General features: G+C 68.8%; 15 protein-coding genes. 11 read left to right on the top strand and 4 right to left on the bottom strand.

Annotated elements, in window-relative coordinates:
- Positions 1–30: 30 nt before the first annotated feature.
- Together ABB07_RS19445 and ABB07_RS19440 are read right to left on the bottom strand one after the other, a co-directional pair.
- Complete coding sequence (locus ABB07_RS19445) at positions 31–1,575, bottom strand: glycosyltransferase family 87 protein (RefSeq protein WP_208899903.1); 1,545 nt, start codon at positions 1,573–1,575, stop codon at positions 31–33.
- A 128-nt stretch (positions 1,576–1,703) separates the two neighbouring features.
- Positions 1,704–3,974 (bottom strand): transglycosylase domain-containing protein, encoded by a 2,271-nt coding sequence (locus tag ABB07_RS19440; RefSeq protein WP_208899902.1) that lies wholly within the window; start codon positions 3,972–3,974, stop codon positions 1,704–1,706.
- 789 nt (positions 3,975–4,763) lie between these two features.
- On the opposite strand from ABB07_RS19440, the gene ABB07_RS19435 reads away from it, so the two are divergent.
- The 4 genes from ABB07_RS19435 to ABB07_RS19420 all read left to right on the top strand — a co-directional run bounded on the left by ABB07_RS19435 (position 4,764) and on the right by ABB07_RS19420 (position 8,574).
- Complete coding sequence (locus ABB07_RS19435; RefSeq protein ID WP_208899901.1) at positions 4,764–5,441, top strand: PadR family transcriptional regulator; 678 nt, start codon at positions 4,764–4,766, stop codon at positions 5,439–5,441.
- Positions 5,442–5,484: 43 nt separating this feature from the next.
- Complete coding sequence (locus tag ABB07_RS19430; protein ID WP_055707474.1) at positions 5,485–6,567, top strand: inositol-3-phosphate synthase; 1,083 nt, start codon at positions 5,485–5,487, stop codon at positions 6,565–6,567.
- 125 nt (positions 6,568–6,692) lie between these two features.
- Complete coding sequence (locus ABB07_RS19425) at positions 6,693–7,955, top strand: MFS transporter (protein ID WP_208899900.1); 1,263 nt, start codon at positions 6,693–6,695, stop codon at positions 7,953–7,955.
- A 124-nt stretch (positions 7,956–8,079) separates the two neighbouring features.
- Positions 8,080–8,574, top strand: a complete 495-nt coding sequence (locus ABB07_RS19420) for an LppU/SCO3897 family protein (protein ID WP_208899899.1) — start codon at positions 8,080–8,082, stop codon at positions 8,572–8,574.
- Between the two features lie 110 nt (positions 8,575–8,684).
- Here the strand turns inward: ABB07_RS19420 and ABB07_RS19415 are convergent, their stop codons facing one another.
- Positions 8,685–10,127 (bottom strand): CCA tRNA nucleotidyltransferase, encoded by a 1,443-nt coding sequence (locus tag ABB07_RS19415; RefSeq protein ID WP_208899898.1) that lies wholly within the window; start codon positions 10,125–10,127, stop codon positions 8,685–8,687.
- Between the two features lie 303 nt (positions 10,128–10,430).
- Between ABB07_RS19415 and ABB07_RS19410 the strand changes: the two genes are divergently transcribed.
- From ABB07_RS19410 to trxA, 7 genes are all read left to right on the top strand, one after another.
- Positions 10,431–12,812 (top strand): DUF6049 family protein, encoded by a 2,382-nt coding sequence (locus ABB07_RS19410; protein ID WP_208899897.1) that lies wholly within the window; start codon positions 10,431–10,433, stop codon positions 12,810–12,812.
- A 46-nt stretch (positions 12,813–12,858) separates the two neighbouring features.
- Positions 12,859–15,225 (top strand): murein biosynthesis integral membrane protein MurJ, encoded by a 2,367-nt coding sequence (murJ, locus tag ABB07_RS19405; protein ID WP_208899896.1) that lies wholly within the window; start codon positions 12,859–12,861, stop codon positions 15,223–15,225.
- 118 nt (positions 15,226–15,343) lie between these two features.
- A complete protein-coding gene (locus ABB07_RS19400; protein WP_208899895.1) occupies positions 15,344–17,062 on the top strand; it encodes a protein kinase family protein in 1,719 nt (572 codons plus the stop codon).
- 25 nt (positions 17,063–17,087) lie between these two features.
- On the top strand, positions 17,088–17,813 hold the full coding sequence (sigM, locus tag ABB07_RS19395; RefSeq protein WP_208899894.1) for an RNA polymerase sigma factor SigM: 726 nt from the start codon (positions 17,088–17,090) through the stop codon (positions 17,811–17,813).
- Complete coding sequence (locus ABB07_RS19390) at positions 17,810–18,739, top strand: anti-sigma factor family protein (RefSeq protein ID WP_208899893.1); 930 nt, start codon at positions 17,810–17,812, stop codon at positions 18,737–18,739. The genes sigM and ABB07_RS19390 overlap by 4 nt, the downstream gene beginning before the upstream one ends.
- 166 nt (positions 18,740–18,905) lie before the next feature.
- Positions 18,906–19,877 carry a thioredoxin-disulfide reductase gene (gene trxB, locus ABB07_RS19385; protein WP_208899892.1) on the top strand — a complete coding sequence of 324 codons (972 nt, stop codon included), beginning with the start codon at positions 18,906–18,908 and terminating at the stop codon, positions 19,875–19,877.
- A gap of 44 nt (positions 19,878–19,921) precedes the next feature.
- Positions 19,922–20,251, top strand: a complete 330-nt coding sequence (gene trxA / locus ABB07_RS19380) for a thioredoxin (protein WP_208899891.1) — start codon at positions 19,922–19,924, stop codon at positions 20,249–20,251.
- A 104-nt stretch (positions 20,252–20,355) separates the two neighbouring features.
- On the opposite strand, the gene ABB07_RS19375 is transcribed toward trxA, so the two are convergent.
- A complete protein-coding gene (locus ABB07_RS19375; RefSeq protein ID WP_208899890.1) occupies positions 20,356–20,973 on the bottom strand; it encodes a GNAT family N-acetyltransferase in 618 nt (205 codons plus the stop codon).
- Between the last annotated feature and the right edge of the window lie 270 nt (positions 20,974–21,243).

Here is a 21,243-nt window from a genome sequence, read left to right as displayed (position 1 = left end):
TTCTTCATGCCCTTCCGTTAGCCCGTTCGCTCAGAGCGAACGGTGCTCGGGGGATGGCGGCTCCGGCATCCCCCAGTCGACCTGAGGCCCCTCGAAGTGGGCGGCGTGCCGCGGCGGATGGGCCGCCGCGCCGAGCACGAAGACATCCTGTGCGCCGTCGAGCACCCCGCCCGAGGGATCGTCGTCGCCGGACCGGCGCACCACGTCCCGCTCCGGCATGAGGATGTCCCGTACGACGACGGCGCACAGGTAGAGCGTGCCCGCCAGGTGCAGCACGATCGACCAGTGGTAGCCGTGCGTCGGCAGACCCTTGTGGGCTTCGCCGCTGGTCGTGTAGGCGAGGTACATCCAGATGCCCAGGAAGTACGCCACCTCGCAGGCCTGCCAGATGAGGAAGTCACGCCACTTGGGCCGGGCGAGGACCGCCAGCGGTACCAGCCACAGGACGTACTGCGGGGAGTAGACCTTGTTGGTGACGATGAAGGCCGCCACCATCAGAAAGGCCAGCTGGGCGAAGCGCGGCCGGCGCGGCGCGGTGAACGCCAGCGCGGCGATGCCGAGGAAGGACAGCACCACCAGCACCATCGCGGCGGCGTTCACAAAGCCCGTGCTCGGCGGACTGCTGGAGTTCTGCGCCCAGATCAGCCAGAACGAGCCGAAGTCGACGCCGCGTTCCTGGCTGAACGTGTAGAACTTCGACCAGCCCTGGAAGGCGAAGAGCATGACCGGCGCGTTCACCAGGAGCCAGGCGATCGCCGCGCCGCCCACGGCCTGGGCGTACTCCCGCCACTTGCCGGCCCGCCAGCACAGCACGAGCAGCGGCCCCAGCAGGAACACGGGGTAGAGCTTGGCGGCCGTGGCGAGGCCCAGGAGGACGCCGAAGGCGACCGGCCGGCTCCGGGACCACATCAGCATCGCGGCGGCCGTGAGCGCCACCGCCAGCAGGTCCCAGTTGATGGTCGCGGTGAGCAGAAGGGCGGGCGCCAGGGCGACCAGCAGGCCGTCCCACGGGCGCCGGCGGTGGGTGCGGGCCACACAGACGGCGAGGACGGCCGCGCACACCAACAGCATCCCGGCGTTGACGAACCAGTACCACTGCTCCTGGTACTGGAGGGTGCCGCTGTGCGGGGTCAGCCAGGACGCCACCTCCATGAACACACCGGTCAGCACCGGGTATTCGAGGTAGCTCATGCCGCCGGACATGTCGTCCGGGAGTCTGTCGAAGTACGGCACGAGATGGTCGGCGAAACCGCGGCCCTGGTAGAGATGCGGAATGTCCGAGTAGCAGGCCTTCGTGTACTGGCTGCTCGCGCCGAAGAACCAGGCGCTGTTGTAGCAGGGCGCCTTCTGGACCAGGCCGAGGGCGAACATGCCGATCGCCACGAGCGCGACCACCCGAACGGGGGTCCACCAGGAGGTGCCGAGCAGGGCACGTCGCCCCAGGGGACCGCCGATCAGCTCACTGCCGGCCCGGGCGAGCTCGTCCTCACTGGTCGGCCGCACCGGTTCGGCCATGGCGGACCGCGCGGGCTCGGGCTCGTGCATGCTCGCGGGCGTCATCTCTGCACTGGGCATGGGGCACATCCTGCCGTACGACTCTGGGAAAACGCCGAGGGCCGCCGCACCCGGGGGTGCGGCGGCCCATGTTTCACGTGAAACAGCCTTGGCGGACCATAGGGCCGCCCACCGGTCAGGCCAGGCGGCTAACCGGTGGGACCACCGAAGATGCCTCCGTTGCCATTGCCCCGGGTGTTACCTCCGGTCCCGGACGTGTCCGTGACGCTGGGTGCCGGCGACGTGCCTCCGTTGGTGCCGCCCGTGTTCGTGCCTCCAGTGGTGTCGCACTTCCAGCTCCAGCCGTTGCACGTCTGGCTCGCCGACGGCGAGGGCGTCGGGGACGGCTCGCTGGCCGACGGGCTCGGCGAGTCGCTGGGCGTCTGGCTCGGCGTGATGCTGACGGTCGGGGTCGGGGACGGGGCACCGGGCTCGTCCTGGACCTTGCCGATCTCGGTGGCGTTCGGGAAGCCGAGGTCATTGGCTCCCTTGAGCGCGGCCTGCATGTACTCGGTCCACACCAGTGTCGGGATGTCACCACCGTGGATCGACGGGACACCGGCCGTGCCGTTCATGGACAGCAGCTTGTGGTCCTTCGGGTTCTCGCGGAACATCGCCACCGAGGTGGACAGCTGCTGGGTGTAGCCGACGAACCAGGCCGACTTGTTGCTGTCGGTGGTACCGGTCTTGCCCGCCGCCGTACGCCCGAGAGCCTTGGCCTTCTGACCCGTACCGTTCTGGATCACGTTCTGCAGGACGTCCGTGACGTTGTTGGCGATGTCCGGGTCGATCGCCTCCTTGGGAGCCGGCTTGGGCTTGACGAAGCTGGGTGCGTCCGCGCCGTTGGTCTTGACGGCCGTCACCGAGTACGGGTCCGCCTGCTCACCGGACGCGGCGAACGTGGCGTAGGCGTCGGCCATGCGGATCGCGCTCGGAGTCGACGTACCGATCGCGAACGACGGGTTGAGGTCCACCGACATGCTCTGGGGGAGTATGCCGGCCGCCTTGGCCACATCCCGGACGTGCGTCATTCCCACATCGACACCGAGCTGCACGAACGGCGTGTTGATGGACTGCTCCATCGCTTTGCGAAGGGTGATGTACCCCCACGGGTAAGGAGACTCGTTGTTCTGATAGAAGGTCGAGTTGTCCTTGTTGAGGTAGTACGACCCGTCCGGTTTGCGGACCTTGAGGTGGTCATCGCCGTTGTACTTGCTCAGTGGCGAGACACCGACGCCGTTCGAGTTGTACGTTCCGTACTTCATGGCCGCGGCCAGCACGAACGGCTTCCACGTCGAACCGACGGGGACACCCGAGGTGTCGGCGTTGTTGGTGAAGTGGCCGTTCTCGTAGCCGTCACCGCCGTAGAGGGCGACGATCGCACCGTCCTTGGGCTTCACCGAGGCGGCGCCGAACTGCACGTACTTGTCCAGGCTGCGATGCTTCGGGTCGAGGCGTGTCGCCTGGACCTTCTTCACGGCCGCGGTCAGCTCGTTGACCTTGTCCTTCTGGAAGGTCGTGTAGATCTGGTAGCCGCCGCGGTCGAACTGCGCCTCGGTGATGTCGGAGTGCGCGAGCACGTACTTCTTCGCCGTGTCGACCAGGTAGCTGATCTGGCCGGTCATGCCTCTGGTCGCCTTGCGGCCGTCGGGCATGGGGTAGTGCGCCTTGGCTTCCTGGTACTGGGCGTCGGTCAGGTGGTGGTCGTTGTGCATCTGCTCGAGGATCCAGGCCCAGCGACCCATCGAACGCTTCTTGTTGGCATCCGCGGTCGCCGACTGGTCGAGGTCCGCGTTGCCCGCGGGGTCGAAGTACGTCGGGCCCTTGAGCAGCGCCGCGAGCACGGCGCACTGGCTCGGCGTGAGGTCCACGGCGTTCTTGCCGTAGTACGTCTGCGCGGCCGCCTGGATGCCGTACGCGCCCCGGCCGAAGTACGAGGTGTTCAGGTAGCCCTGCAGGATCTGCTTCTTGTCGAGCTTCGTCCCCACCTTGATGGAGATGAACATCTCCCTCAACTTACGCGTGAGGGTCTGCTGCTGGCTCAGGTACGTGTTCTTCACGTACTGCTGGGTGATCGTCGAGCCACCCTGGGTCTGGCCGCCTCGCGCCATGTTGACCACGGCGCGCAGCAGACCCTGGGGGTCCACACCCGAGTCCTGGTAGAAGCTCTTGTTCTCGGCCGAGATCACGGCCCACTGCATGGCGTCGGGAATCTGGGAGATGTCGACGTTCTGCCGGTTGACGCCGGTACCGGTGGCCACCATCTGCTTGCCGTCGGCCCAGTAGTAGACGTTGTTCTGGGACTTGGCGGCGTCGTTCTCGTTGGGGATCGAGACCATCGCGTAGCCCACACCGACCAGCGCGACCAGGCTGCCGATGAAGCCGATGAACAGCCCGGAGACGAGCTTCCAGGACGGCACCCAGCGGCGCCAGCCGTACTTTCCGGCCCGGGGGTAGTCGATCAGCCGCTTCCTGCCGGGAGCGGTCGACGCGCGGCCTCTGCCGCGCCCGGGACCGTTCGGGCCGCCGGGAGCGTCGCGCCGGCCGCCCGGACCGGCGTTGTCCGCGCCTCTGCGGCGGCTTCCTCTCTGTGCCGCTCGGCGGGCCTCGGCACGGCCGCCGTAGGCACGCTCCTCACCTCCCGGACCGCTGGCACCCGACCCATAGGAACTGGGCCCATAGGAGTCGGCTGGAGACCCGGTGGCGCCTCGCGGTGCCGCACGGCGACCGGAGGACGAACCGGACTGGCCGCGTCGGGCCGCGGCACGTCCGCCTCCCTGCGGCTGCGGCGGTTTGCGACGGTGCTCGCTCATCGAACGATTACTCCTCGGGCAGGCGCACCCGTGCGCGCCTGGAACGGCGGCTGGTTTCCGGTCCCCCCGAAGTACGGATGTGGTCGGTCCCGCATTCACCCGTACTGCACCGGGGACGACGACGCTCCCCGGGCGTCACTTGGTTCCCGGTGGATTGCATGCCGCACAGACTACGCACCACCAAAACCCGCCGAGCCCCGAAGTTCACCCCAAAACAGGCAACCCGCACCGTATGAATCGGTGATGTGATCCCGTTCACCACCGTCCCTCTTGTCGCCTGCGGACGGTCGTTCTATCGTCTTGATGTATCGAGTCGATACATCAGCGCGAGATAAAGACGCTGAGAGGCACTGCGAGACCCGCCTGAGCGATCAGCGGGACCGAGAGGAGGCGACGATGAGCCGACGTTCCGGCATCCTCGAGTTCGCCGTGCTCGGCCTGCTGCGCGAGTCCCCGATGCACGGCTATGAGCTGCGCAAACGACTCAACACGTCCCTGGGTGTGTTCCGGGCGTTCAGCTACGGAACGCTGTATCCCTGCCTCAAGACGCTGGTCGCCAACGGCTGGTTGATCGAGGAACCGGGCAGCGCCCATGAGGACCCCGCTCCTCTCGCCGGACGCCGAGCGAAGATCGTGTACCGATTGACGGCAGATGGTAAGGAGCACTTCGAGCAGCTGCTCTCGCAGACCGGCCCCGACGCGTACGAGGACGAGCACTTCGCCGCACGCTTCGCCTTCTTCGGGCAGACGTCGCGCGATGTGCGCATGCGCGTGCTGGAGGGCCGGCGCAGCCGCCTGGAGGAGCGCCTGGAGAAGATGCGTGCCTCCCTGGCGCGCACGCGGGAGCGCCTCGACGACTACACACTCGAGCTCCAGCGCCACGGGATGGAGTCCGTGGAGCGCGAAGTGCGCTGGCTGAACGAGCTCATCGAGAGCGAGCGGGCCGGGCGGGATCTCAAGGGTTCCGCGTCCGGGGGGCCCGCTCAGCAGGACACCACCACTGGATCGACGGGCGGCCTGCCCCGTCGCGGGGACACCCCCCGCACGGATACGCCCGGCGACACCGCCACGTGAGACCCACTCAGGGCCTCACTCGTACACACAGGGAGCAACCGGAATGGGTTCGGTTCGCGTAGCCATCGTCGGCGTGGGCAACTGCGCCGCGTCGCTGGTGCAGGGAGTCGAGTACTACAAGGACGCCGACCCGGCGTCGAAGGTGCCCGGCCTGATGCACGTGCAGTTCGGTGACTACCACGTGCGCGACATCGAGTTCGTCGCCGCGTTCGACGTCGACGCCAAGAAGGTCGGCCTCGACCTGGCGGACGCGATCGGCGCCTCCGAGAACAACACCATCAAGATCTGCGACGTGCCCTCCACCGGTGTCACCGTGCAGCGCGGCCACACCCTCGACGGCCTCGGCAAGTACTACCGCCAGACCATCGAGGAGTCCGACGCCGAGCCGGTCGACGTCGTCCAGGTCCTCAAGGACAAGCAGGTCGACGTCCTGGTCTGCTACCTGCCGGTCGGCTCCGAGGACGCGGCGAAGTTCTACGCCCAGTGCGCGATCGACGCCAAGGTCGCCTTCGTCAACGCCCTCCCGGTCTTCATCGCCGGCACCAAGGAGTGGGCGGACAAGTTCACCGAGGCCGGTGTGCCGATCGTCGGTGACGACATCAAGTCCCAGGTCGGCGCCACCATCACGCACCGCGTCATGGCGAAGCTGTTCGAGGACCGCGGTGTGATCCTGGACCGCACGATGCAGCTGAACGTCGGCGGCAACATGGACTTCAAGAACATGCTCGAGCGCGAGCGTCTGGAGTCCAAGAAGATCTCCAAGACGCAGGCCGTCACCTCCCAGATCCCCGACCGGGACCTCGGCGAGAAGAACGTCCACATCGGCCCGTCCGACTACGTGGCCTGGCTGGACGACCGCAAGTGGGCCTACGTCCGCCTCGAGGGCCGCGCCTTCGGTGACGTCCCGCTGAACCTGGAGTACAAGCTCGAGGTCTGGGACTCCCCGAACTCCGCGGGTGTCATCATCGACGCCCTGCGCGCGGCGAAGATCGCCAAGGACCGCGGCATCGGCGGTCCGATCCTGTCGGCGTCCTCCTACTTCATGAAGTCCCCGCCGGTCCAGTACTTCGACGACGAGGCCCGCGAGAACGTCGAGAAGTTCATCCGCGGCGAGGTCGAGCGCTAGTCCGACACGGCGCTGAGCGCTGCCGCCGAAGGGCGACCGCTCGCACCAGAACGCTCCTGCCAGGGCTGTGAAGGTCCCCGGGTTCCCTGACCCGGGGACCTTCCGCATGTGTGAGGCTGTGCTCCATGCCCGTCGTCCGTGACCTGCGCGTCCTGTTGCGCCTGCGGTACTTCCGACGCCTGCTCTCCATCCGTCTCCTGTCCCAGGGCGCCGACGGTGTCTACCAGGTCGCGCTCGCCGCGTACGTCGTCTTCTCCCCGGAGAAACAGACCTCGGCCGCCGCCATCGCCTCCGCGATGGCGGTCCTGCTGCTCCCCTACTCGCTGGTCGGCCCGTTCGCGGGCGTCCTGCTGGACCGCTGGCGCCGCCGGCAGGTCTTCCTCTACGGCAACCTGCTGCGCGCCCTGCTGGCCGCGATCACCGCCGCACTGATGGCCGGCCAGGTCCCGGACTGGCTCTTCTACGTCTCGGCGCTGTGCGTCACGGCCGTCAATCGCTTCGTCCTCGCCGGGCTGTCCGCGTCCCTCCCCCACGTGGTGGACGCCGAGCGTCTCCTGCTCGCCAACTCCCTGTCGCCGACGGCCGGAACACTCGCCGCGACCGCGGGCGGCGGTCTCGCCTTCGCCGTGCGGCTCGTGGCGTCCGGCTCCGACGCGGCGGTGGTACTCCTCGGCGCCTTCCTCTATCTGTGCGCCGGCCTGACCGCCCTGACCCTGCCTGCCGCGCTCCTCGGTCCCGACCGGCAGCCGGTACGGCCGCACATGGCCACCGCCCTCGCCGCGACGGCACGCGAACTCATGGCGGCCGTCCGCCATCTGGCCGAGCCGCGGCGCAGGGAAGCGGCATGGGCGCTGGCCGCGATGACGCTGATGCGCTTCTGCTACGGGGCGCTCCTCGTTCTTCTGCTGATGCTGTGCCGGTACGCCCTCTCCGCGAGTCCGGAGGAAGGGCTCCGGCTGCTCGGCCTCGCGCTGGCGCTGTCGGGTGCGGGATTCTTCGCCGCCGCCGCGGTGACGCCGTGGGCCGCGGGACGCCTCAGGCCCGGGCGCTGGATCGTGGTGTGCTCCGGCGCCGCGGCCGTACTGGAGCCCGCCCTCGGCCTCCCGTTCGCCACCGGCCCCCTCTTGGTCGCGGCCTTCGTCCTCGGTCTGATCACCCAGGGCGCGAAGATCGCCACGGACACGATCGTCCAGGCCGCCGTCGACGACGGCTTCCGCGGCCGGATCTTCTCCGTGTACGACGTGCTGTTCAACGTGGCCTTCGTCGGAGCGGCCGGAGTGGCGGCGCTGATGCTGCCGCCGGACGGACGCTCGGCAACGCTGGTCGTCACGGTCGCCGTCATCTACGGGGCAGTTGCTGGGGCTATGGCCCGCTTTGAACACCGGTGAGTGTCACATCAAAGCCACAGAGCCCCCCTGGGGCACAGAAGTGTCAGTGGCGCCCGGTAACTTACGTGCGTCTTACGCGCCGCTTATGTGCGCTGCTCACCAACTCTCCTAGGGGGAACCCCAAGTGACGACTCCGCCGCCCCAGGGCCAGAACCCATTCGCGCAGGGCCAGCAGCCGTACGGCCAGCCCCAGGCTCCGTACCCTCCGCAGGGCGGCTACCCGCAGCAGCCGGGCCAGCCCGGATTCCCCCCGCAGGGTGCCGCACCGTATGCACCGGCTCCGCAGCGGCCGAAGCGCAACGTCAAGCTGTACGTGCGCATAGCCATCGTCGTCGTCGGCCTGATCGCGGCGGCCGGCGGCTACCTCAACAGCCACAACGACGACACCCAGAAGCTGGCGGTCGGTGACTGCCTGACGAACAAGGGAACTGCCAAGGACCCGAACATCGAGCAGCTGGACTGCGGCGATGCCAAGGCGGACTACAAGGTACTGAAGAAGGACGGCGACACCAGCATCGCCACGCTCGCCTGCCAGTCGGTCCAGGGAACGACCGCTGCCATCGAGTGGAGGGAAGGGAGCGACTCGTTCGTTCTCTGCCTGGGAGACAACAAGAAGTAGCTCTTCAACGCGCTGAGGGGCGATGTTTCACGTGAAACATCGCCCCTCCTGCGTTCTGCTCCGGGCGGGGTGTTTCACGTGAAACATCGCTCCGCCCGGCCCGGCAGAGATCAGTTCTGCTCGGCCCACCAGTCCTTGAGGGCCGCCACCGCCGCGTCATGGTCCATCGGGCCGTTCTCCAGGCGCAGCTCCAGCATGTGCTTGTACGCCTTGCCGACGACGGGACCCGGGCCGACCCCCAGGATCTCCATGATCTGGTTGCCGTCGAGGTCCGGGCGGATCGCGTCCAGCTCCTCCTGCTCCTGCAGCTGGGCGATGCGCTCCTCCAGGCCGTCGTAGGCCCGGGACAGCGCGGCTGCCTTGCGCTTGTTGCGGGTGGTGCAGTCCGAGCGGGTCAGCTTGTGCAGACGGTCCAGCAGCGGGCCCGCGTCACGGACGTAGCGGCGCACCGCTGAGTCCGTCCACTCCCCGGTGCCGTAGCCATGGAAGCGCAGGTGCAGCTCGACCAGCCGTGAGACGTCCCTCACCAGCTCGTTGGAGTACTTCAAGGCAGTCATGCGCTTCTTGGTCATCTTGGCGCCGACCACCTCGTGGTGGTGGAACGAGACCCGGCCGTCCTTCTCGAAGCGGCGCGTGCGCGGCTTGCCGATGTCGTGCAGCAGCGCGGCCAGCCGCAGGGTGAGGTCGGGACCGTCCTGCTCCAGGGCGATGGCCTGTTCCAGGACGATCAGCGTGTGCTCGTAGACGTCCTTGTGGCGGTGGTGCTCGTCACGCTCCAGGCGCAGCGCCGGCAGCTCGGGCAGCACATGATCGGCGAGCCCGCTCTCCACGAGGAGGGCCAGCCCCTTGCGCGGGTGCGCGGAGAGGATCAGCTTGTTCAGCTCGTCCCGGACCCGCTCGGCCGAGACGATCTCGATTCGCCCGGCCATCTCCGTCATCGCGGTGACGACCTCAGGGGCGACCGCGAAGTCCAGCTGGGCGGCGAACCGGGCGGCCCGCATCATCCGCAGCGGATCGTCCGAGAAGGACTCCTCCGGCGTGCCCGGCGTCCGCAGCACGCGTACCGCGAGATCCTCCAGACCTCCGTGCGGGTCGATGAACTCCTTCTCCGGCAGTGCCACGGCCATCGCGTTGACCGTGAAGTCCCGGCGGACCAGATCCTCCTCGATGGAGTCGCCGTACGACACCTCGGGCTTGCGCGAGGTGCGGTCGTAGGCCTCCGACCGGTAGGTGGTGACCTCGATCTGGTAGCCGTCCTTCTGCGCGCCGACGGTGCCGAAGGCGATACCGACCTCCCAGACGGCGTCCGCCCAGGGGCGGACGATCTTCAGAACGTCCTCGGGGCGGGCGTCGGTCGTGAAGTCCAGGTCGTTGCCGAGCCGGCCGAGCAGCGCGTCGCGCACCGACCCGCCGACCAGGGCGAGGGAGAACCCGGCCGCCTGGAATCGGCGGGCGAGATCGTCGGCGACGGGCGCCACGCGCAGCAGCTCGGCGACCGCGCGCTGCTGCGCCTGGCTCAGGGCAGAGGAAGTGTCTTCGTTCGGGTTCGGCACAACAGAAGAGGGTACGTGGCCCGGCGGACCGGGACGCCCTCCATTTACGACCAGGGCCGCCCTCCAGATGATCGAGATGGCAGCCGGCCGGCAGGGGCGGGGACAGCTCCTCGCATACCCGTTGCAAGCACTGCCCTCGAGGCGTACGGAAGCTCTCCCCTCGATACTGGATATAGAGGACGGGACGCCGGTGTTTCTCGATCTTGTGACGGAGACCGCGGCACTTCCCCTCGGCGCGCATCGTTACCATGCGTGGACGCACATTCCGACGACCACTGACGACGACGAGGGACGGGCGAGCGCGTGGCCGAGGCGGCTGAATTCCAGGGGACCAGTGCCTCACCTGCCCGCCGGTGGCTGCGACGCGCCGGCGGGCTGCTCGCTGGTGCACCGCTGCTGGCCGGGCTGCTGCAGCTGCCCGCCGCGGCGCCCGCCCAGGCCGCTTCCTCGGACACGGTGTCCGTCGCCCTGGACTCCCTGACTCCCAGCGCCCCCACCGACGGGGACACGCTGACCGTGTCCGGCACCGTGACCAACAACGGCAGGCAGACCGTCACCGGCGCCCACGTGGACCTACGGGTGGGCCCCATGCTGGACACCCGATCCGGTATCGACTCCGTCGCGCAGCACTCCGACGACCTGACCGGCGACACCGGCTCCGAGGTCGGCGGCAAGTACGTGGAGAAGTTCGCCAAGCTGTCCCCCGGTGTCGCGGAGCACTTCAGCATCTCCGTCCCCGTGGACAAGCTCGACCTCGGCAGCGACGGCGTGTACGAGTTCGGTGTGTCGCTCTCCGGCAGGACGGCCACCCAGCCCTGGGACCAGATGCTCGGCATCCAGCGGACGTTCCTGCCGTGGCAGCCGTCCGAGGCCGACACCAAGACGAAGACGACCTACCTGTGGCCGCTGATCTCCACGGTCCACATGACGGCCAAGACGGGCGCCGGGGAGCTCCAGACGCCGGTGTTCCTCAACGACGATCTGGCCAAGGAACTGGCGCCGGGCGGCCGGCTGGCCCAGATGGTGGAGCTGGGCAAGGACCTGGACGTCACCTGGGTGATCGACCCGGACCTGCTGGCCTCGGTGGACGCCATGGCGACCGGCAACTACCGGCTGCCGGGGGACAACCACACCACCGAGCCCGGTCCGAAGGACCACCAGGCGCTCGCCAAGCAGTGGCTGGCGAACCTGCAGGACGCGGTGGCGGGCAAGGAGGTCGTCGCGCTGCCGTTCGCCGACCCGGACCTCGCCTCCCTCGCACACAACGGCACCAGCGTCACCGGCTCCCTCAGCCACCTCAAGGACGCCACCGACGTCGCCGCCATCACCGTCAAGACCGTGCTCCACGTCACACCGAGCACCGAGTTCGCCTGGCCGGTGGAGGGCGCCGTGGACCCCGCGATCATGAAGGTCGCGACCTCCGCAGGGGCCGATCGCGTCATCGCCCGCAGCGACAGCCTCCAGGAGACCGCCGGGCTGCCCTACACGCCCTCCGCCGCCCGCCCGGTCGGCGGCGGCACCACGGCGGTGGTCTCCGACGCCCGGCTGTCCACGGCCTTCGAGGGCGACCTGACCAGGGCGGACTCGGCCACGCTCGCCGAGCAGGAGTTCCTGGCGCAGAGCCTCGAGGTGAACGCGCAGACGGACAAGCAGCGCAGCATCGTCGTCGCCCCGCAGCGCATGCCCACCGTGAGCCAGGCACAGGCGATGGCGGCGGCGCTGAAGGCGCTCCAGGAAGGGAACTGGTCCGAGTCACAGGACCTCTCCGCAGCGGCCAAGGACAAGCCGGACCCGAACGCCACCACGCGCATCCCCTCGGGGTCCGCCTACCCCTCCTCCCTGCGCGCGCAGGAACTGCCGCGGACGGCCTTCGAGCAGATCGCGCGCACCCAGGACAAGCTCGGCAGCTTCCAGGTAATCCTCTCCGACCAGTCCCGCGTCGTCACGCCGTTCGGGCGGGCCATAAACCGTGAGATGTCCACGTCGTGGCGCGGCGGGAGCTGGCACGCGCAGAGCTACCGCGACGGTGTGGAGGGGTGGCTCGACGAGCTGGCCGATCAGGTCAAGCTGATCGACAAGTCGGAGACCAAGCTCTCCGGACGCAGCGCGACCATCCCGGTGACCGTACAGAACAACCTCGTCCAGCCGGTCGGCCATCTGGTCCTGCGCCTCACCTCGACCATGCCGACCCGGCTGAAGATCGGCGGCAAGGCCTACTCCGAGGAGCCGGTGGAGATCTCGGGCGGGCACAGCCAGTCCGTGAAGTTCACCACCTCGGCCAATGCCAACGGCCGGGTCACGGTGATCGCCCAGCTGTACACCGAGGACGGCCAGAAGTACGGCGACCCGGTCAGCTTCGACGTGAAGGTCACCGAGATCACCCCCACTGTGATGCTGGTCATCGGCGGCGGCGTGCTCCTCCTCGTCCTCGCCGGTTTCCGGATGTACACCCAGCGCAAACGGGCATCCGCGCGCCAGCCGGAGGAGGACGGCCCGGAGGCGGCGGAGCAGGCCGCCGACGAGTCCGGGAACCCCGACGCCCCCGCAGACCGTCTCCCGGAAGAACCGGAGGATTCCGCCTCTCCCACCGGGGCAGACGACCGGGAGCACCCGAGTGACCCTGCTCCGGACACCGCACCGGAAAGCCCCGACCCGTCCGGGACGGGTGAGAGAGTGGACCGTTGAGCGATGTCGTGGCCGGTGGGGCCAGGGACGATGAGGTGGGGTAAGCATGAACGCGCCGTACGACGGTGATCGCGGCCAGGGCGCGGCCGGCTCGGGCTACCCCGAGACACCGCCGGAGCCCGGTCAGGTACCGCCGCAGCACGCAGCGGACATGTACCTCCAGGACGCCTACGACCAGGACCCCTACCGGGGGCACGACCTCGCCGCCCAGGACCCGGTCGCCGAAGCGCTCTACGACCGCGCCGCACACCCGCCGCCCGCTCAGGACGGCTACGGGCAGCAGCCGCTCTACGGACAGCCCGCCCAGTCGCCGTACGCGCCCGACCCCCGGGTGTGGGCACAGACGCCGGCGCCGGAACCGGAGGGCGCGACGCCGTACCTGCCGTACGGCGACGACCCGCGCACGACCCAGTACGTGGGCGTGGACGACCTGGTCACGCACTCGGGCGAGGAGCGCCACGAACCGGACGCCTTCGCCCATCTCTTCAAGGACCAGCAGCAGAGCGGCGGACACGCGCCCATGGACCCGCCCGGCTACTCCCAGCAGGCCACCGCTCCGGGTACCGGGTACGGCCCCGCCGGCCCGTACCCTCCGGCACCCGGCCAGGACCCCCAGCAGGGCAACCCGTACGCCGCGGCCTCCTACCCGGCCGCCCCGGGGAACCCGGCGCAGCCGCCCGTGCCCGCCCCGGCCACGGCGCCGGATCCCGCCGGTCCGTACCAGGACTCGGAACCCGAGCCGGCAGCGGCTCCGGCAGCCTCCGCCGCACCCCCCAAGAAGGGCGGTAAGGCCACCGGGCTGCTGAAGTCCAGTGCCGTGATGGCGGCGGGCACGATGGTCTCCCGCCTCACCGGTTTCGTCCGCTCGGCGCTGATCGTCTCGGCGCTCGGCCTCGGCTTCCTCGGCGACTCCTTCCAGGTCGCCTACCAGCTGCCGACGATGATCTACATCCTCACCGTCGGCGGCGGTCTCAACTCCGTCTTCGTGCCGCAGCTGGTGCGCGCCATGAAGGAGGACGACGACGGCGGCGAGGCCTTCGCCAACCGTCTGCTGACCCTGGTGATGGTCGCCCTGGCCGCGCTGACCGGTCTCGCGATGTTCGGGGCGCCGCTGCTGGTACGGCTGCTGTCCAACCCGGTCGCCACCAACCCGGCGGCCAACGACGTGGCGGTCACCTTCACCCGCTACTTCCTGCCCTCGATCTTCTTCATGGGCATCCATGTGGTGATGGGTCAGATCCTCAACGCCCGGGGCAAGTTCGGCGCGATGATGTGGACCCCGGTCCTGAACAACATCGTCATCATCGTGACGCTCGGCATGTTCATCTGGGTCTACGGCACCGCCGCCAACTCCCACATGACCGTCACGAACATCCCGCCGGAGGGCCAGCGCCTGCTTGGCGTCGGTGTGCTGCTCGGTCTGGTCGTCCAGGCGCTGGCGATGATCCCGTACCTGCGCGAGACGGGCTTCCGGATCCGGCTGCGGTTCGACTGGCGCGGCCACGGCCTGGGCAAGGCCGCGATGCTCGCCAAGTGGACGGTCCTGTTCGTCCTCGCCAACCAGGCCGGCGCCATGATCGTCACCCAGCTGTCCACTGCGGCCGGCAAGGACGCCGGCGTCGCCGGCACCGGCTTCGCCGCCTACGCCAACGCCCAGCTGATCTGGGGCCTGCCGCAGGCCATCATCACGGTGTCCCTGATGGCCGCCCTCCTGCCGCGCATCTCGCGGTCCGCCGCCGAGGGCGACGGCGGGGCGGTCCGCGACGACATCTCGCAGGGCCTGCGGACCACCGCGGTCGCCATCGTGCCGATCGCCTTCGGCTTCCTCGCGCTCGGCATTCCGATGTGCACGCTGATCTTCGGATCCTCGGGCACCGGCGAGGCCACCAACATGGGCTACATGCTCATGGCCTTCGGTCTCGGCCTGATCCCGTACTCGGTGCAGTACGTCGTCCTGCGCGCCTTCTACGCGTACGAAGACACCCGCACCCCCTTCTACAACACCGTCATCGTCGCCGCCGTCAACGCGGGCGCCTCAGCGCTCTGCTACGTCCTGCTGCCCGCCCGCTGGGCGGTGGCCGGCATGGCGGCCGCGTACGGCCTCGCCTACGCGATCGGTGTGGGGGTCGCCTGGCGGCGGCTGCGCAAGCGGCTCGGCGGTGACCTGGACGGCACTCGGGTGATGCGGACGTACGCGCGCCTGTGCATCGCCTCGGTGCCGGCGGCCCTGCTCAGCGGTGCGGCCTGCTACGGCATCGGACACACCCTCGGCCAGGGCGTCGTCGGTTCCTTCGCCGCGCTGATCGCCGGTGGGGCCGTGCTGCTCGGCATCTTCTTCGTGGCCGCCCGCCGGATGCGCATCGAGGAACTCAATTCGCTCGTGGGCATGGTCCGCGGGCGTCTGGGCCGCTGAGGCGGGGGTAGGCGCACAACCATCGTCCGCCGCCGTGTGTCGTGCATAGCGGCGGACTGTGGGCACAATTGGTTTCGGCGTCGGACAGCGTGCAACGGATGGGGAGGCAGGGACGACGGTGGCGGAACGGAGCACAGCTGCCGTCGACGTGGCAGACAACAGCGGTGAGCAGCCGCTGACCGCCAAGGCGGACCAGTCCACGGCCGACGGGGTGGCCAAGAACCCGGAGCGGGACACGGACAGCGACGAGGCACAGGCGAACGGTACGGAGGGTCCCGGGCAGAAGGCCTCGCCTCCCGAACTGCACAGCGGTCACAAGCTGGCCAGACGCTACCGCCTGGAGGAGTGCGTCACCCGTCTGGACGGATTCAGCAGCTGGCGTGCGGTCGACGAGAAACTGCGCCGCGCCGTCGGCGTCCACATCCTTCCCGCGGAGCATGGACGGGCCCGTTCCGTCCTCGCCGCCGCCCGTTCCTCCGCGCTGCTCGGCGACCCCCGTTTCGTCCAGGTCCTCGACGCCGTCGAGGAGAACGACCTCGTCTACGTCGTGCACGAGTGGCTGCCCGACGCCACCGAGCTGACCACGCTCCTCACCAACGGCCCGCTGGAACCGCACGACGCCTACCAGATGGTCAGTCAGGTCGCCTCCGCCATGGCGGCCGCGCACCGCGAGGGCCTCGCCCATCTCCGGCTCAACCCCAACGCCGTCCTGCGTGCCTCGACCGGCCAGTGGCGCATCCGGGGCCTCGCCGTGAACGCCGCGCTGCGCGGCATCAGCTCCGACACCCCGCAGCGCACCGACACCGAGGCCATCGGCGCCCTCCTCTACGCGGCGCTGACCCAGCGCTGGCCGTACGAGAGCGACGCGTACGGCCTGTCGGGGCTTCCCAAGGGCGTCGGTCTCATCGCACCGGACCAGGTGCGGGCCGGTGTGCACCGGGGCCTGTCCGAACTGGCCATGCGCGCGCTCGCCAACGACGGTGCCACCGCCTCTCGTCACGAGGCCCCGTGCACCACGCCGGAGGAGCTGGTGAAGGCGATCGGCGAGATGCCGCGCATCCGCCCGCCGGAGCCGGCGTTCACGGCCCCGCCGGAGTACCAGCGCACCACCTATCAGCAGGGCACGTACGGCCGCCCGGCGCCGCATCCCGGCGCCACCCAGCCGATCGGCACCCCGCCGCCCCCGCTGCAGAGCCGCACCGGCAAGGCACTGAAGTGGGCGGTGTCCGCGCTCCTCATCGCCGCCCTCGGTCTGGGCAGCTGGCAGTTGGCGGACGCACTGATGGACCATGGCGGCAAGTCCGACGACACCAACAAGAGCCAGACCACGGGTGACGGAGACAAAGGCGCGGCAAAGCCGAAGCCACAGCCAATAAAGATCCAGAACGCCCGGGAGTTCACCGCCGACGGCCCCACCCAGAACTCCGGTGCCGAACCCAAGACGTACGACGGCAACCCGTCCACGTACTGGAAGACCAAGAGCTTCCTCGAGGGTCCGTCGATCGCGCCGTACAAGCCGGGTGTCGGCATCGTGTACGACCTCGGTTCGGCGAAGAACCTCAGCACCGCCACCCTCGACATGCGCTACGGCGGCGACCACACGACGGTCGAGTTGTACGCTGCGGATTCGCTGACGCCGGCGTCGTTGGGCTCCATGACGAAGATCGGCAGCGTCACGACCACAGGCACCACCGCCACGGTGAAGGTCACCAAGTCGGTCAAGACGCAGTACGTCCTCGTCTGGCTGACGGCCGTGCCGAACTCGGGGTACGACTCCACCCTGTACTCCACGGCCGGCTGGAAGCAGGCCATCGGCGAAGTCAAGTTCACAGGCTGACGTCGCACCCGGACCGGAGGGGCAGATGGCGCAGGACGCCGGATACGACGGAGTGAGCGACAAAGATCTTCTCGCCCGGCATGTGGAAGGCGACCCCGATGCCTTCGGAGAGATCGTGCGGCGGCATCGGGATCGGCTCTGGGCAGTCGCGCTGCGGACGCTGGGGGACCGCGAGGAGGCCGCCGACGCGGTCCAGGACGCCCTGGTGTCGGCCTACCGGGCTGCCCATACCTTCCGGGGCCAGTCGGCCGTCACGACCTGGCTGCACCGGATCACGGTGAACGCCTGCCTGGACCGTGCCCGTAAGGCGGACTCACGGAAGACCGCGCCGGTCGACGACACCGAGCGGCTGGAGCAACTGCTGGAACCGCACGAGTCGGCCTCCGCGCCGGCCGAGCGCAACGATGTGCAACGGCAGCTCTTCGAAGCACTGGGCACGCTGCCTCACGACCAGCGGGCCGCCTTGGTCCTCGTCGACATGCAGGGATATCCCGTGGCCGAGGCAGCGCGGATCCTCGATGTGCCGACGGGCACGGTGAAGAGCCGATGTGCCCGGGGCAGAGCCCGGCTCCTGCCTCTCCTCGCTCATCTACGGCCCGAAGGCACCGGACACGGAAAAGAACCCGGCGTGGGACGGAACCGGGTGGAGGGGACATCCGTCCCACCGGCAACGGGGGCTTCGCGTGGGAGCCCCGAGGACGCGGGACCGAGCGATTCAGCCGTAGTGAAGGGCGGAGGTGGGCGAGCGTGACTTCCACGACAGACACGGCCGGGCACCCGGACGTCGCGGAGATCTCCGACCTCACCGAAGGCCTTCTGCCTCCGGACCGCAGCTCGGACGTGCGGAGCCATCTGGCATCGTGTGAGCTGTGCGCGGACGTCCATGCCTCGCTGGAGGAGATCCGGGGGCTGCTGGGTGCCGCATCGGGAGCGGAGCGCATGCCGGCCGACGTCGCCGAGCGCATTGACGCCGCTCTCGCCGCCGAGGCGCTGCTCAGCGCCGCCGCTCCGGAACCACTGAGCGCCCAGCCCTCCGCGGGGGCTGAGCCGGGGCGAGGGGACGGCCAGGCCCATGTTTCACGTGAAACATCGCTGCCCTCGGACCGTCCCGTCGGCCGTCCTCAAGGGGCGACCGGTCCGGGTCGCAAGGGGCGCGAGCGGAGCCGGCGCCGCAGGCGTGTGGCCCTGGGGGCTGTCCTGACCGCAGCCGTTCTGGGCGTGGGGTCACTGGTGCTGCAGTCGCTCGGTGATCACTCCTCCGACTCCACGACCGCCCATGGCAAGCCGACGCCTTCCGTCGCGCCTTTCTCCGGCACGAGTGTCCAGAGCCAGGTGAAGGATCTCCTCACCCACAGGAAGAACCCGCAGCAGGGACAGCGCCCTCGATCGGGCATCCAGTCCGAGCAGAACACCCCCCACTCGACCGAGAGCGCGAACACCCTGCTCCAGACCGACGTGGCCGTTCCCGACTGCGTCCGGGCCGCACTGCACCAAGGCGACAACGTCCTGGGTGCCAAGACCGGATCGTACGAGGGGAAGTCGGCCTACCTGGTCGTGGTCCCGGATGCTGCCGACAACGCACGCGTCACGGTCTACATCGTGGATGCGGCCTGCATCCAGCAGCAGCCCGGCTCGGCCGGCACGGTTCTTCTGAAGCATTCCTTCGCTCACCCCTGAGTCCGCCCGCCCTTGAGTCTGCTGGGCCGCTCCCTCTCACCCGGCGCATGCGTGTGCCCCGACACACCGGGAATGCGCGCCCCGTAGGATCCGTTGGGTGGGGTGAGAGTCCCGAAAGGGTCTCCCACCGGTCGACTGACGCAGACCAGAGACGAGGAATCAAGCCGTGAGCGACGTCCGTAACGTGATCATCATCGGCTCCGGGCCCGCAGGCTACACGGCGGCGCTCTACACCGCGCGCGCGTCCCTGAAGCCCCTGGTGTTCGAAGGCGCCGTCACCGCCGGTGGCGCGCTGATGAACACCACCGAGGTCGAGAACTTCCCGGGCTTCCGCGACGGCATCATGGGCCCCGAACTGATGGACAACATGCGGGCGCAGGCCGAGCGCTTCGGCGCCGAGCTCATCCCGGACGACATCGTCTCCGTCGACCTCAGCGGTGAGATCAAGACCGTCACGGACACGGCAGGCACCGTCCACCAGGCGAAGGCGGTCATCGTCACCACCGGTTCCCAGCACCGCAAGCTCGGCCTGCCGAACGAGGACGCCCTCTCCGGTCGCGGCGTCTCCTGGTGCGCTACCTGCGACGGCTTCTTCTTCAGGGACCAGGACATCGCCGTGATCGGCGGCGGTGACACCGCGATGGAGGAGGCCACCTTCCTCTCGCGGTTCGCCAAGTCCGTGACGATCGTCCACCGCCGGGACACGCTGCGTGCCTCCAAGGCGATGCAGGAGCGCGCCTTCGGCGACCCGAAGATCAAGTTCGTGTGGGACAGCGAGGTCGCCGAGATCCAGGGCGAGCAGAAGCTCTCTGGTCTGAAGCTGCGCAATGTCAAGACCGGCGAACTGTCCGAGCTGCCCGTGACCGGTCTGTTCATCGCGATCGGCCACGACCCGCGCACCGAGCTGTTCAAGGGCCAGCTGGACCTGGACGAGGAGGGCTACCTGAAGGTCGCCTCCCCGTCCACCCGCACCAATGTGACCGGTGTCTTCGCCGCCGGCGACGTGGTGGACCACACCTATCGCCAGGCGATCACCGCAGCCGGCACCGGCTGCTCCGCCGCACTGGACGCCGAGCGCTTCCTCTCCGCCCTCGCGGACGAGGACAAGGCTGAGCCCGAGAAGACCGTCATCGCCTGACCTCCCCCTCCCCGCCCCCACGCGATCAAGTTAAGGAGCCCGCTGTGGCCAACCTGAAGAACGTGACCGACGACTCCTTCGAGCAGGACGTCCTCAAAAGCGACAAGCCCGTTCTGGTGGACTTCTGGGCCGCCTGGTGCGGTCCCTGCCGCCAGATCGCCCCGTCTCTCGAGGCGATCGCCGCCGAGTACGGCGACAAGATCGAGGTCGTCAAGCTGAACATCGACGAGAACCCGGGTACGGCCGCCAAGTACGGCGTCATGTCGATCCCGACCCTGAACGTCTACCAGGGTGGCGAGGTCGCCAAGACCATCGTCGGTGCCAAGCCGAAGGCCGCGATCGTTCGTGACCTCGAGGAGTTCATCGCCGAGTAAGGCGGAGAACGGGGCCGTCCGAGCGACGGTTCATGTTTCACGTGAAACACGAATGGGCCAACCCCGCCGGGTTGGCCCATTTCGTCTACGGCACTTCGCTGACGCTACAGCGGCCGCAACGCCGGTTCCTTCTGGACCGCTCCGAGAAGCCGGTCGAGCGCCATCTCCACGTCTTCCCTCCAGGAAAGCGTGGACCGCAATTCCAGCCGCAAGCGGGGATGCGTGGGGTGCTGCCGGACCGTTTTGAAACCGACGGCCAGAAGATGGTCCGCCGGCAGCAGGCAGGCGGGCTCCTTCCAGCGAGCGTCTCCGAAGGCCTCGATCGCCTTGAAGCCTCGACGCAGGAGATCCTTGGCTACCGTCTGCACGAGCACCCGCCCCAGCCCCTGCCCCTGATATCCGGGCATGATGAACGCCGTCATCAACTGCACGGCATCCGGCGAGACGGGGCTTGTGGGGAAGGCCGTCGAGCGCGGGACATAGGCCGGAGGGGCATACAGAACGAAACCCACCGGCACGTCATCGACGTATGCCACCCGGCCACATGAACCCCAGTCCAGCAGGACGGCGGAGATCCAGGCTTCCTTCTCCAGGGCCGAGGTCCCGGCCCTCAGCGCCGCTTCGCCGCTGACGGGATCCAGCTCCCAAAAGACGCACGACCGACAGCGTTGGGGAAGGTCCTGAAGGTTGTCCAGCGTGAGCGGCACGAGCCGACGCCCCATGAAGGCAGTTCCTCGCTTTCCTCGCCCGCCGCATCACGCGCGGCTGTCAAAGCGCTCCGCTCCCTGAGCAGGCTGCCGACGAATCCGCCAACCGCTCCAAGGCTCAGGCCGGCGCTCACCAGTCCGGTGCGGCTCATCGATCGCATGGCCCCGTCTCCCCACTCAGAGATGCAGATGCTGTCCGGTGGATGTGCCATACCCGTTCGCATCGTATCCAGGAAGCGATTCGTTCGATACCGCCTCAAAGCAAAGAGCGGGCGGTGTTCCGGT

Origin of the sequence: Streptomyces incarnatus (assembly GCF_001027185.1) — a bacterium.
GTDB classification, from domain to species: Bacteria; Actinomycetota; Actinomycetes; order Streptomycetales; family Streptomycetaceae; genus Streptomyces; species Streptomyces puniciscabiei.
The sequence above is the reverse complement of the archived record's forward strand: the minus strand, read 5'-3'. Positions and strand labels throughout refer to the sequence as shown.